The sequence below is a fragment of the uncultured Gordonia sp. genome, assembly GCF_937858515.1.
Classification (GTDB): Bacteria; Actinomycetota; Actinomycetes; order Mycobacteriales; family Mycobacteriaceae; genus Gordonia.
Genome location: NZ_CALLZT010000188.1, coordinates 12677 through 24460, shown reverse-complemented (window position 1 = coordinate 24460; position 11784 = coordinate 12677). Strand labels below are relative to the sequence as shown.

Below are 11784 nucleotides of genomic sequence, written 5' to 3'. Positions count from 1 at the left end.
TCTTCCAAAGCTGAATCAGAAGCCCCGGAATGACCGAAAGGTATTCCGGGGCTTCTTCCGTTCGGAATCGGCTATACTCGCCGACTGTAACCGCGGACGGCGAGAAGGCCGCACACGAGCGTCAGTCCAATGGCCCAGGCGATCGTGGCGACAACCTCACCCGAGTAGTCACCGCCTGACGCAGCGCCACGCATCGCCTGCGCCACATACGATATCGGGTTGGCAGCGGCGATCGGCTGGGCCCAGCCGGGCAGGTCGTGCAGCTTGACGAAACCCGTCGACAGAAATGTCAACAGCAAGAGCAACGCGTTGGTGGCCGATACCGCCGTTTCCGCGGAATCGACGTAGGTGGCGATCGCCACCATCATCCAGGCGATACCGAAGCCAAAGATCACCGGCAACACGAAGTAGAGCACCGCTCCCCCGACACCGTTGTGCCAGCGAAGACCCATCGCCACCGCAACGGCACTGACCACCGCGACCGCCCCGACGTTGCGGGCCGCGTCGGCAAGGATCCGCCCGGCGAATGGGGCGACCGGCGAGATCGGCGAAACGCGGAGCCTGTCGTCGAACCCCGAAGTCCTGTCCTGCTGGGTGGCGATAGCCGTGGACAGTGCCCCGAAGGTCACTCCCATGACGGTGAATACCGGGGCCGCGTACTGCACGTACTCGGCGACGCCCGCACCGGGCAGCACCATTTTCCCGAACGATACCGACATCAACGTCAGCAGAATGATCGGCATGATCGCGGCCATCGCCACGGTCATCGGCGACCGCACCATCAGGGTGAGCCCGCGTCGCGTCATCACCCGTACATCCGTGGTCATGTCGTCAGCCCGCCTTTCCGAATACCCGGGGAACGAGTGCGGCGAACACCGCGATCAGGCCGGCGCACCAGGCCAGCGCTATCAACACCGTCGATGGGGTGTGCTCGATTCCAACTGTCGACGCCGCCCGCAGCGCCTCACCGATTCTGGAGATCGGCTGGTTCTCGACGATCGGCCGCATCCACTCCGGATATGCCTGTGCGGGAACGAAAAGCGTCGACACCAGCAGTAGCGGAAAATAGACAAGATTGCCGATCGCCTGAACGGGCTCCATCTTGCCCACGGCAAAGCCGAGTACGAGGTACGGCAGACAGATCGACAACGACGCACAGACTACGATTCCGAGGAATCCGAGAAACCCGACGATTCCCGTCTCGAACCGGAATCCCGCGATATAGCCCACGGCGATCAGCACGAGTGAACCGGCGATTGTGCGGATCGCCTCACCGATCAGCAGCCCCAACGCGGGTGACATCCGCGAGATCGGCATCGACCGTAGTCTGCCGATCATTCCCGATGCCGCATCCTCGGCCGCCCAGATCGAGATGGACATTCCGGAGAAGAATATCGCCTGCAGGACGATCGCGGGAACCATGAACTGGGCGTAGTCGATTCCTGCGCGGTCCATGACGCGCCCGAATACGGTCAGGAATAGCACCGCGAAGATCACCGGCAGCACGAGTGCACCGATGATCGACGCAGGTCGACGCGACATCATCCGCAGGTGTCGTCCGCCCAGTGCCAGGGAGTCGATGACCAGCGAGGGCCGCGGAGTCGCCGGCTCATCGCCGCGGCGTGTGCCGCTGGTGGTCGCCGTCATCGCCGAGACTCCGCATCGTCCCTATCCGGCTCTCCGTCTCCGGCGACATCTCCCGTCAGGGCGAGGAACACGTCGTCGAGGGTGGGGTGACGCAATCCGACGTCGTCAGGGATGACCGAATGCCCATCCAGGATCCGTACGACGTCGAACAGAGTTGCCGGTCCGTCCGCGGGCACGCTCACCGTGTCCGGCGTGTGTGTGACCGTCCACCGGGATTCCAGCGCCCGCACCACCCGTGCGTGGTCGGCGCCGCTGACGCTGATCTCGCACACCGATCCGCCGACCAGTTCCTTGAGTTTGCCCGGCGTGCCTTCGGCGATCACTGCACCGTGGTCGATCACCACGATGCGGTCGGCCAGTTCGTCGGCCTCGGCCAGGTACTGGGTGGTCAGGATGATTGTCATGCCGTCGTCGCGCAGGCGTTGCACTATCTCCCACAACGTGTTTCGGCTGCGCGGGTCAAGACCTGTGGTCGGCTCGTCGAGAAAGAGCACCTTCGGATCACCGATCATCGACGCCGCCAGATCGAGCCTGCGGCGCATACCGCCGGAGAAGGTGACAGTACGCCGGTCGGCGGCGTCGGCCAGGTCGAACTGGTCGAGCAACTGTGTCGCGCGTTCTTTGGCGCGGGCCGTGCCCAGTTTGAACAGCCGCCCGAACAGCACCAGGTTCTCGCGCGCGGTCAGTTGTTCGTCGAGGGCGGCGAACTGGCCGGTGAGACCGATCAGCGGACGCACCGCGGCCGGATCGGCCAGCACGTCGATCCCTGCGATGCGAACCTGTCCCGCATCCGGGCGCAGCAGCGTCGTCAGCACGTGGATCGTTGTGGTCTTACCTGCCCCGTTGGGACCCAGGAGACCCACGATCTCGCCTTCGTCGACGCTCAGGTCGATACCGCGTAACGCCTCCACCGGCGCTTTGCGTGATGCGAACGTCTTTCTCAGACCCGTTGCTTCAACTATCACCACACACCCCTCCCATTAGTTAGGTAACCCTAACCCCGGAGGCTAGCACTGTCGCCGGATCGATAGGAGCCTGCGCCCTAGAACAGGGTGTCAGGTACGAGCCGCAGGACCGGGCGCGTGAACTCGGGTTCGGGCGGCGCGTTGACCGACGGCACCAGGCTCACGATCCGGTCGCGTCGGGCCAGCAGATACTTGGCGAGCCACGACTGTTGTTTCTGCGTGATCAGGCCGCGCTGATTGGCTTCAAGCAGCGGGCGGCCGATGACGTGTGCCGACAGGGTTCGCACACGCTGTTCCCAGAATCGGAGCAGATCCTTGTCGATGGCCTCGTCGGCGAACTCGTGCCATCCGAGCGGGGCCAGCGCCTCGTCGTCGGGTTTCTCGGTGAACGCCCGGCCGTGCGGCTGCGCGAGCGAGTATTCGTGGTCGACCAGCCACACACCCAGGCGTTCGTCATAGACGACGTTGTCGGCGCGGCGGCGGGTGTTGTTGACCCAGGAGTCGAAGACGATCATCCCCGCCACGACCTGCATCTGTGCCAGCGCGATATCGTGTGCGCTCACCGGTGGTACCGGGATTCCGCCTTCCGAGCCGACACCCGGAACAGCCCAATACGTCGCACCGTCCTGGTCGCGGGCCACCTCCCCGGGAAGCACCGGCAGCCCGACCGCCGCGGCGAGCCGGCAACAGATCAACTCGTTCGCGATCAGATACGGATTGTCGGAATCATGCTTCTTGACATGCATCCACGCCCTGCCCCAATAGGTTTCGGGAGCATCCGGGTCGTCGGGATCGTCGATGCGGGTCAGTTCGTCGAGCCGAAGGCCGGGGCGGAGTTTGCGCGGTGCCACTGTTGCCCGCCCTCCCCCCGACCCGGTTCACTGTTTCTGCACATGGTGCTGTGAACATTCAACATCATCAGTGAGTGTTGCGTTCACGGCGCAGCAGAGAATCCTTCACATGCGTTCCCCACGCGAATCCGCCCAGGCTGCCGTCGCCACGCAGCACGCGATGGCAGGGAACGAACAGGGCGGGCGCGTTCCGGGCGCAGATCGACGCCGCCGGCCGCACCGCTCCCGGGCTTCCGACGAGCGCCGCGAAATCGGTGTAACTCAACGGCTGCCCCGGCGGTATCCGCCGCAACGCCGACCAGCCGCGCAACTGCATATCGGTGCCTTGCTGCGCGACCGGGGTGGACATGATCACGGCCAGGTCGCCTGCGTAGTACGCAGCCACATCGTCGGCGGCCCGCGTCGTTCCCTCCGCGATCTCCACCGGCCGAATGTCCCGGTGGATACGGTCGAGTACCGCCTGCCGGTCGGTGGTCCAGCCCGAGCCCAGCACCCGCCCCTGGTCATCGACGACCAGTGTGAACGGCCCGTCCGGGGTGTCGACGGTCTGTACCGTCCCTTGCCTGCTGTCAGTCATTGATCTCCTTCTCACTGGTGTTCGCCCGCCACAGATGTGCGGTGAGGTAGCTGCGCCACGGGGCGACTCGCGCTGCCCAGGCGGTGAGGTCGCGAGGGTCGGCGGGCAGTCCTGCCATGGCAGCCCCGGCGCGGACCGCGCTGTCACCGGGCAACAGCACGTCGGGGTCACCGAGGACCCGCATCCGCACGTAGTCGGCCGTCCACGGCCCGATCCCGGGCCTGGCCAGCAGCGCGGCACGCTGCTCGGCGCCGTCGTCGGCGCAGGTGAGTGTCAGGGTGCCGTCGGCGAGTGCGGCCGCGGCATCGGTGATCGCGCGTAGTCGTGCGGCCGGTCCGCGCAGCACCTCGTGGCCGTGTTCGGCGATGGCCGGCATCGTCGGGAACAGCAGGTGCGGTTCGCCGTCAGGTGCCTCGACGGTGGTGCCGAGTTCATGGACCAGCCGGGTCAGTGCGGTGCGGGCGGCGGCCACCGTGATCTGCTGGCCGACCATCGCCCGGATCAGCATCTCGTGCGGGTCCGCGGCGCCCGGCACCCGCATTCCGGGGGTCCTCGCCACCAGAGGTGCCAGCTCACGGTGGCCCGACAGTGCGGAATCGACGGCGATCGGATCGGCGTCGAGGTCGAGCAATCGGCGCACCCGCGCGATGAGTCGTCCGAGATCGGCCAGCCCGGAAACACGTGCGCGCAACCGGATCCGGCCCGTCTCATCGTGGCGGACCTCGAACCATGCCGCGCCGCCGGGCAATTGGAGGTTGCGTGCGAAGGTCGTGGCGGTGGCGCATTCCATTCCCGGGACACACCGCTGCGCCATCCAGCCGAGCACCCCCTGTACGTCGAACGGTTCACGCACCGGCAGTACCAGGTCGATCGCACCGGAAGCGGTTGCTGCCGTACGGCTTTGCGCACGCAGCTGTGTCGGCGTCATCGCGAAGACCTCGCGGATGGTGTCGTTGCATTGCCGGATACTCCCGAAGCCGGCAGAGAATGCGACGTCGGAAACCGGAAGGTCCGTGCCGGTCAACAACATTCGTGCGGTGTGTGCACGCTGCGAACGTGCCAGCGCCAGTGGACCGGCCCCCAATTCCGTTGTGAGCAGCCGCGTCAGATGGCGCGGTGAGTACCCCAGCCGCGCCGCGAGCGCGCCCACCCCATCCCGTTCGACGACGCCGTCGGCGATGAGCCGCATCGCCCGGCCGACGGTGTCGCGCCGCAGATCCCATTCCGGCGAGCCGGGCGCCGCCTCCGGCAGACACCGCTTGCAGGCTCGGTAACCGGCCTCATGCGCGGCCGCACTCGTCGGAAAGAACACCACATTCGACGGTTTGGGTGTGCGCGCCGGACACGACGGCCGGCAGTAGATCCCGGTGGTGCGCACCGCGAGGATGAACTGGCCGTCGAACCTGCGGTCCCGGGCCCTCACCGCGCCATAGCGCTCATCGAAGGTCATCCGCTCGTCGGAGCGGATCGAGGCGGGGGGCATCGCTCCACTCTGACACGTCGCCGGCGAACCTCACCGGCGGAAATCAGACATCACTGTCCGCTGCCGTTCCCGCGTCGAGAACTCCGTCCCGCGAATCGAGCTGCGCGATATCCGATCAGCGGGACGAAATCTGCGGCGCGGGAAGGTGCACCAGGTGCGACCACGGGCGGCGCCGGTGACCACCACCTCGCGCGCACCTCTGCCCGCAGCTCGATTGGAGCCGCGGGCAGGGGTCAGCTTCGACGTTTTCTACTTGATAAGTTCCAGTGCCGCGTACTGACCAGGGTCAATCAGGACCCAGCCGGTCGCCGTCGGAACCATCGTCCACGTATCGAGCGCGCCGGGCGGCAGTTTAGACGGGATCGTCTCAAGATCAATGCCGACCGGCAGGTTCCACTCGATAGATTCAGTCGAGCCCTTCAGGTAGGCCCTCAGTTTGGCCATCAAGTACTCCCTTGTGTTACACGAGTGCTGACCCGTTGGCTGGAAATAAGGGTTGACCCTGGTGTTCGAATAGTGCGCGAGGGGGGACTTAAACCCGCACCAAACCGCAGGTCAACAGTATATTTTGGGCGGTTTGCCCAATCAGTGCCCAATCGAGTTTCAGCCAGTCGGGGCGATGCCGAGTTTGACCACTGCTGCGTCGAGCGCATCAGCCACCGAGTCGAGGTCGTCGTCGAACAGGTCGCTGTAGGTGTCCAGGGTCATCGCGGCCGAGACGTGCCCGAGCATCCGCTGTAGCGCCTTCACGTTCGCACCGGCCGACACCGACAGCGATGCTGCGGTGTGCCGCAGATCGTGCGGGGTGATCCTCGGCAGCTCGGCCCGGATCACGGCCTGCTGCCACCACCCTCGCTCGTACGGCGGCAGCGGCAGGTATCCGCCGTCGGGGTGCGCCCAGACAAGGTCGTCGGGACCGCGGCCGTCGACGAGGTCGCTGATCTGGTTCATCAGGAACGCCGGCACCGGGACCGTGCGCATCCGGTGACCCTTGGTCGTGCCGACCTGGATGTCGCCGTCGACCTCGACGGCGTTGTCGCGCACAACCAGGCGCCGGCGTAGTGCGTTGACGCCACGCACCCGCAGCCCGGTCGCTTCGCCCCACCGCAGGCCGGTGTAGCCGAGGGTGAGTACGAGCACCGATCGCGCGACCGGGTCGACGGTGCCGGCGGCGACCTCGGCGGCGAACCGGTGCAGCTGCTCGTGCGTCAGGTACACCTTCCGCTTCTGCCCCTTGCGGGGCAGGTCCATGCCGTCGCACGGGTTGGCGGCGAGCATCCGGTCACGCACGGCGTCACCGAGGATCGCCGACAGCACCTGGTGGGCGTAGATGACGCCTGTCGCGCCGAGCGGCTCGGGTGTGGCGTCGGCCTTCTTCGCGATCTTCGTCAGCCCGGATAGCCACGCCTGTACCTGTGATGGCCGGATGTCGCCGATCGCGACCTGTCCCCAGCGGGGTTTGACCCGCAGCCGCCACGCGGTGTCGACGGGTTTGCGCGAGGACCGTTTGAGGTGGGTTTGGCGGGCCATCCATTCGTCGCCGAGCGCGCCGACGGTGAGCTTCGCGTATTTCGGGTCGACCCAGGATCCGGTGTTGATGGAGACGGTGTTCTCCGCAGCCCACCCTTCGGCGGCCTTTTTGGTGGGGAACCCGCGTTTGTCGGTGTGCCGGCCGTCGGGGCGTGCGTACCGGACCCGCCACCGTTTGCCGTGGGCGGTGTCGTAGGAGGTGACGGTGGCCATGTCAGTGGCCGTCGAGATCGGCCAGGTGCCGGTCGATGATGGCGCGCACGTACTTCGAGGTGCCCATACCCTTCGCCGCGGCGAGCTCGTCGAGGCGTGCCTTGGTGTCGGCCGCGGGGAAGGCGTACGCCCAGCCGGGCATGTCCGTGAGGTAGAAGACGATGGCGACCGCGGCGATCATGCCGGCGCCGGTGATGATCTTGCCCGCGAGCATGGGGCCCACCGATCAGGACCGGACGAGTTGGGAGACGCGCCCGCGTGAGACGCCGAGGATGGCAGCCGAATCGGTGACTGAGTAGCCGGCCTCACGCAGGTGCCGGGCGGCGGCGCGAGCCTTCGCGGCTGCGGCGACCGTGGCGCGGGTGGCCGCTTCGGTGGCGGCGCGGGCGTCGGTGACCTCGTCGCCGATGTCGCCGATGTCGGGGACGATGGTGATGGTCCAGTCGCTGTGGTCGGTGTCGGGGTCTTCGGTGTCGAGGTAGTCGCGGACCTGCTGGGCGGCTTTGTCGAGTGTGGCGACCTGAGTTGCGGCTTCGTCGTCGATCCACAGTTCCCAGCCGTGTTCCCACTTGTGGGCGGTGGCGGTGATGTTCATTCGTTGCCCTCCTGTTCCGGTGTCTGGTCGTCGGCCTGGGGTGCTTCGGCTTGTGGTGTCTTGGTCTGGGATTCGTCGATCATCTTCAGTGCCTTGCGGACGAGGCCGGGCGAGATGTCGCGCGTTTGGGTGATGGATACGTGATACCGGCCGAGTGACCAGACCTCGTGGTCGCCTTTGCCTTGACGGGAGGTGAAGCCCGCGTCGCGGAGCAGTTTGGTGAGGTCCTTGTATCGCATCGGCTTGACCATGAGCCTAGTTTAGGCCCCCTAGACATGCAATGTCAAGCCCCCCTAAACAACGACGGTTGCAAGCATGATGCTCGAGCGTCGTCGTCGGGTTTCCGGGCTGGGTCGGTGCGCGCCAAGGTCAGATCGTGTCCTCATCGAAGAGCGTCGGAATGTCGGGCGGCGCGATGTCGGCGAGTGCCTCGTCGAGGGTTTGACTATGCGGCGCTTCCCATGTTGGCGGAATGAATGCGCGGATGACGTCTCGCCGTACGCGATATTTTCGGCCGTCACGAGCGACCAGCCCCATCTTGACGAGGTCGTTGAGGTCACGAGTGGGGGTACGCTCCCCGACTCGCGCATACAGCCGCGCGAGGCGCGGTGTGAGTTCGGTGATCTGCCGCGCACCGAACCACACCCCATCCCGCATAGAGAGCGCAAGTTCACGCTGCCGGGTGCGGGTCTCTGTGGACGGCTGCCCCCGGAACGTCTCGTAGACGTAGCTTTCCCAATGGATCTGAATGTTCTCCTGCTTGACCTCGTCGATCTGGGCGCGGAGTTCGTCGAGGAACCCTTCAAGCGCGTACCGGATGAACGCACCGACATCGTGCTGGGCTGCGTCGAGGGCCCGGTAGTAGCCGTCACGGGTCTTGTTGTAAAAGTCCGACAGCAGGTTGGTCGCGACGATCGGAATCACTCCGGACTCGGACAGGATCTGGACCTCGATGAGCCGCGCCAGGCGGCCGTTGCCGTTTCCGAAGGGGTGTATCCACGCTATGTATAGGTGGGCGAGGATGGCGGCAATGATGGCGTTGACGAACTTCTCGCGATCGTCGGCATCGCTACTCACTACAGATCGGAGCTCGTCGATCCACGCGACGAACCGGTCGAGCAACTCGGGCACGTCCTGCCACTGCGGGGCTCGGTACCTACCAGCCCGCACGTTGTGTGTGCGCACGCGGCCGGGGACGACCTCTGGCTCGTCGGGGATGCCGTCGAGGATCTGGTGGTTCAGTGCTTCGAGGCGGGCTCGTGTGATGGGGAGGGTTTCACCGGCCCGCAGCGCGAGGTCGATATCCCGTATCGCGGTGAGCACGTTCTGCACTTCGCGCTCCAGGTACTCGCGTGACTTCCCGACCTCGGCGCTGCCCTTCTTGACGATCTGCTCGACTTCTTCGGTCGACAGGGTGTTGCCTTCGATGGCGGTGGTGGCCTGGACTCCTCGCGCGAGGTAGATCGCAGCCATGTCCTCGGCGCGGTGAGGTTTGAGCGGTACGCCGGCCAGGTGCTGGCACTTGCTCATGGCCTCGCCGAGGGATAGCCATACCGTCGGCGAGAGGTGTCGCATATCGAAACTGAACGACAGGTAGGGTCGCTGGTCAGGCGTGGTCATGTGCCGATAATACACCTGCAAACAAGTGCCATGAACAGTATTGATACACTACTCAGTATCCAGTTCGTCCATTTATTCATCCAAATAGCCACCCGACATGGCCGTCAGGTCGGACTGATCGGTGGAATACTGGCGGTCGCCGACTGAACCGGTCACCTGACCGGTGTAGGCCGGACGTCAAGCGAGGACCCCCAGCGCCTTATTCGCCGGGGGTCCTCGTCGGTGTCTACCTCATCGACGTGACTCAGACGGAGGTGAGTTCACGCTCGACGTCGGCCGTCGGGTAGCGGGCACCTGTGGGGACCGAGAGCCCGGCCGACAGCTTGCGCAGTGTGTCGTACACCATGCCGACCGAGGTGGCGATGTTGCCTTCGACAGGCTCTGATGACCAGTTCGAATCCGAGCCCCATTCCATGAATCGGAACTCGTGTAGTTCGGGGTAGAAGATCGCGAGCGTCGCGCCGTCCGGGTACCGGTACATGAGGGTTTCGACCGCCGTAGCCGGTGCACGTGGATCTGCGTAGTTGCAAGCTGGGTCAACGCCCAGGAAAGGTGATCACCGTCGCCTCGGTCGCGGGCGACCAATCGACCCAATCGTCGAAAAAGGTTCGGCGCAAACCTGTTTGCTCAGCAGCTCGCGCAGGCGGATCCTGATCTGGGAAGCGTCGTGCCATTGCCTGCGAGAGCCATACCGCTTCCTCGCTTACCACCTCGACCGGCTCGTTCTTGTTCCAGCCGCGCGCGGAGATCTGCTTGTACAGGCTGCGCGCCTGGTCGGCGTCGATGCGGTGCAGTTGCCGCAGGCGGACGACCATCGCCTTGATTGCCACTCCCCACTTGGCTTTGAGCTTGGACAATGTGGTCAGCGTGACGCGGCCGCCCATCGCTTCGAGGTCGCCGAGGAACGGTTCGGCCGGCAGTAGGAATGCGCTGGCGAATCGATGTGCCTGCCGCTCAATATCCTTCGCCTCGGCCGCGGTATCCGGTGGCGGGCTCGCCGCGTGCATCGACAGGTGGCCCAGCTCGTGGGCTGTGGTGAACCGCTGACGGTCTCCCGGTAGGTGCGCGGCCGGCCGTGCGACGCGTACCACCGGTGTGCCGTCCACGTACATCGACATTCCCAGATGCTTGCCGAGTTCGCCTGCCATAGGCAGGACAATGCAGCCCAGGCGCTCAGCCGCTCGGGTCACGTTGGGGACGTGCGGTGCGTTGACTTCGGCTGCGGCGCGCACATCTGCTGCGAACTCGTCGATCGCGTCGTCGTCAAGGGGATCGCCGGCGAAGGTCGGCACTCGTTCCGGGATTCGCCTCAGGTTCAGTGCCTCGAACGCCTCGACCGCCAACAACGTGTCGTTGACGATCTGGTCGACGGTCTTCTTCGGCGCATCGGCGTACGCGCGCAGCCAGGGACGTGTGTAGAGGTGCTCGGTGACCGGTCGGCCTAGGAGCTTCTCGTCGCAGCCGAGCATGGTGGCCAACGGACCGAGGAGTTCAGCGGAAGGTGCCGAGTGGCCGCTGAGCATCCGGGACATGGCCGCCTGCGGCAGATTGAGCGTGTCCGCCAATTCCTTCTGCGTGAGCCCGCGGGCGATGCGGAGCTGTTGGATGCGTGGTGCGTCGATCTCAGACAGCACCGCCAACACCACCCTCATTCTCCTCGTCGTCATCAAGGCCGAGGTCGGCCTCGTCGGCGGGACGGAAACCGCTCGGCGGCATCGTTCCGGCGCTACCCAGCAAGGTGACCGGGCCGAGGATCAACTGGCGCATGGCGCCGTCGGTGACGCCCTGCACCTTGGCCACGAAGATCTCGTCGAGCATGCCGTCGTCGCCGATGGTGTAGGCAAACACCCATGACTCGGCTGGATATACCGAAGCGTCGTCGGCAGCAAGTAGTGCATTGTCCCCACGGCACACGATGACGTACGCCTCCGAAGCCTTGTCAAAGGTCGCCTTCAGGACGCGATGGTGCCGATAGGTGTCACCGACGAGCGTCACGACTTCTAGTGATCCACCCGACCCCGAACGACAGTGGAGTCCCAGCCTGCCGCAGCCTTCCCGGATCGCGTCGAGCGCAAGATCCCGTGTCAGACTGGCTTGGGACCGTCTGCTGTTCCGAAACGACGGATCCTGACCAGTGGCGACACCAATGCGGTATCCGCGCTCGTCGAAGGTCTCGCGGAGGTCATCGGCCAGTTGATGTAGCTGCTCCATGACCAGAGTGTGACATATGAGTGAAACAGTTTCAAGGGAATGTCACACCCGAGCACTACCCCTCGTCCGACGACTGCGCCCGAGAGTGTTGT

Annotated in this window: 15 protein-coding genes; all 15 read right to left on the bottom strand. The window is 65.3% G+C overall.

Annotated elements, in window-relative coordinates:
- Window positions 1-71 precede the first annotated feature (71 nt).
- Window positions 72-827, bottom strand: coding sequence for an ABC transporter permease (locus Q0627_RS18265; protein ID WP_291017490.1), 756 nt, complete (start codon window positions 825-827; stop codon window positions 72-74).
- A 4-nt stretch (window positions 828-831) separates the two neighbouring features.
- Window positions 832-1647 (bottom strand): ABC transporter permease, encoded by an 816-nt coding sequence (locus Q0627_RS18260; protein ID WP_291017492.1) that lies wholly within the window; start codon window positions 1645-1647, stop codon window positions 832-834.
- The gene (locus Q0627_RS18255; protein WP_324383494.1) at window positions 1644-2615 is read right to left on the bottom strand and encodes an ATP-binding cassette domain-containing protein; all 972 of its coding nucleotides are present in this window, start codon (window positions 2613-2615) and stop codon (window positions 1644-1646) included. Before Q0627_RS18255 ends, Q0627_RS18260 begins: the two co-directional genes overlap by 4 nt.
- Before the next feature lie 74 nt (window positions 2616-2689).
- Window positions 2690-3463, bottom strand: coding sequence for a hypothetical protein (locus tag Q0627_RS18250; protein WP_291017494.1), 774 nt, complete (start codon window positions 3461-3463; stop codon window positions 2690-2692).
- Between the two features lie 67 nt (window positions 3464-3530).
- Window positions 3531-4040 (bottom strand): methylated-DNA--[protein]-cysteine S-methyltransferase, encoded by a 510-nt coding sequence (locus Q0627_RS18245; protein ID WP_291017498.1) that lies wholly within the window; start codon window positions 4038-4040, stop codon window positions 3531-3533.
- Window positions 4033-5523, bottom strand: coding sequence for an AlkA N-terminal domain-containing protein (locus Q0627_RS18240; protein WP_298811816.1), 1491 nt, complete (start codon window positions 5521-5523; stop codon window positions 4033-4035). The genes Q0627_RS18245 and Q0627_RS18240 overlap by 8 nt, the downstream gene beginning before the upstream one ends.
- A gap of 249 nt (window positions 5524-5772) precedes the next feature.
- Window positions 5773-5967 carry a hypothetical protein gene (locus Q0627_RS18235; protein WP_291017502.1) on the bottom strand — a complete coding sequence of 65 codons (195 nt, stop codon included), beginning with the start codon at window positions 5965-5967 and terminating at the stop codon, window positions 5773-5775.
- A 159-nt stretch (window positions 5968-6126) separates the two neighbouring features.
- Window positions 6127-7266 carry a site-specific integrase gene (locus Q0627_RS18230; protein WP_291017505.1) on the bottom strand — a complete coding sequence of 380 codons (1140 nt, stop codon included), beginning with the start codon at window positions 7264-7266 and terminating at the stop codon, window positions 6127-6129.
- A gap of 1 nt (window position 7267) precedes the next feature.
- Complete coding sequence (locus Q0627_RS18225; protein ID WP_298811814.1) at window positions 7268-7480, bottom strand: hypothetical protein; 213 nt, start codon at window positions 7478-7480, stop codon at window positions 7268-7270.
- Window positions 7481-7492: 12 nt separating this feature from the next.
- Complete coding sequence (locus Q0627_RS18220; protein ID WP_291017511.1) at window positions 7493-7861, bottom strand: antitoxin HicB; 369 nt, start codon at window positions 7859-7861, stop codon at window positions 7493-7495.
- Complete coding sequence (locus tag Q0627_RS18215; RefSeq protein ID WP_291017514.1) at window positions 7858-8112, bottom strand: type II toxin-antitoxin system HicA family toxin; 255 nt, start codon at window positions 8110-8112, stop codon at window positions 7858-7860. Before Q0627_RS18215 ends, Q0627_RS18220 begins: the two co-directional genes overlap by 4 nt.
- A 118-nt stretch (window positions 8113-8230) precedes the next feature.
- A complete protein-coding gene (locus Q0627_RS18210) occupies window positions 8231-9481 on the bottom strand; it encodes a Fic family protein (protein WP_291017516.1) in 1251 nt (416 codons plus the stop codon).
- 244 nt (window positions 9482-9725) lie between these two features.
- Window positions 9726-9962 carry a hypothetical protein gene (locus tag Q0627_RS18205; RefSeq protein WP_291020189.1) on the bottom strand — a complete coding sequence of 79 codons (237 nt, stop codon included), beginning with the start codon at window positions 9960-9962 and terminating at the stop codon, window positions 9726-9728.
- Between the two features lie 55 nt (window positions 9963-10017).
- On the bottom strand, window positions 10018-11115 hold the full coding sequence (locus Q0627_RS18200) for an XRE family transcriptional regulator (RefSeq protein ID WP_291020186.1): 1098 nt from the start codon (window positions 11113-11115) through the stop codon (window positions 10018-10020).
- On the bottom strand, window positions 11105-11692 hold the full coding sequence (locus Q0627_RS18195; protein WP_291020183.1) for a hypothetical protein: 588 nt from the start codon (window positions 11690-11692) through the stop codon (window positions 11105-11107). Before Q0627_RS18195 ends, Q0627_RS18200 begins: the two co-directional genes overlap by 11 nt.
- Window positions 11693-11784: the final 92 nt, after the last annotated feature.

Excerpts from the sequence above, each read along its gene's own strand:
- Q0627_RS18265 (WP_291017490.1), bottom strand. The coding sequence starts at position 827 with ATGACCACGGATGTACGGGTGATGACGCGACGCGGGCTCACCCTGATG.
- Q0627_RS18260 (WP_291017492.1), bottom strand. The coding sequence starts at position 1,647 with ATGACGGCGACCACCAGCGGCACACGCCGCGGCGATGAGCCGGCGACT.
- Q0627_RS18245 (WP_291017498.1), bottom strand. The coding sequence starts at position 4,040 with ATGACTGACAGCAGGCAAGGGACGGTACAGACCGTCGACACCCCGGAC.
- Q0627_RS18240 (WP_298811816.1), bottom strand. The coding sequence starts at position 5,523 with ATGCCCCCCGCCTCGATCCGCTCCGACGAGCGGATGACCTTCGATGAG.
- Q0627_RS18235 (WP_291017502.1), bottom strand. The coding sequence starts at position 5,967 with ATGGCCAAACTGAGGGCCTACCTGAAGGGCTCGACTGAATCTATCGAG.
- Q0627_RS18230 (WP_291017505.1), bottom strand. The coding sequence starts at position 7,266 with ATGGCCACCGTCACCTCCTACGACACCGCCCACGGCAAACGGTGGCGG.
- Q0627_RS18225 (WP_298811814.1), bottom strand. The coding sequence starts at position 7,480 with ATGCTCGCGGGCAAGATCATCACCGGCGCCGGCATGATCGCCGCGGTC.
- Q0627_RS18220 (WP_291017511.1), bottom strand. The coding sequence starts at position 7,861 with ATGAACATCACCGCCACCGCCCACAAGTGGGAACACGGCTGGGAACTG.
- Q0627_RS18215 (WP_291017514.1), bottom strand. The coding sequence starts at position 8,112 with ATGGTCAAGCCGATGCGATACAAGGACCTCACCAAACTGCTCCGCGAC.
- Q0627_RS18210 (WP_291017516.1), bottom strand. The coding sequence starts at position 9,481 with ATGACCACGCCTGACCAGCGACCCTACCTGTCGTTCAGTTTCGATATG.
- Q0627_RS18205 (WP_291020189.1), bottom strand. The coding sequence starts at position 9,962 with ATGTACCGGTACCCGGACGGCGCGACGCTCGCGATCTTCTACCCCGAA.
- Q0627_RS18195 (WP_291020183.1), bottom strand. The coding sequence starts at position 11,692 with ATGGAGCAGCTACATCAACTGGCCGATGACCTCCGCGAGACCTTCGAC.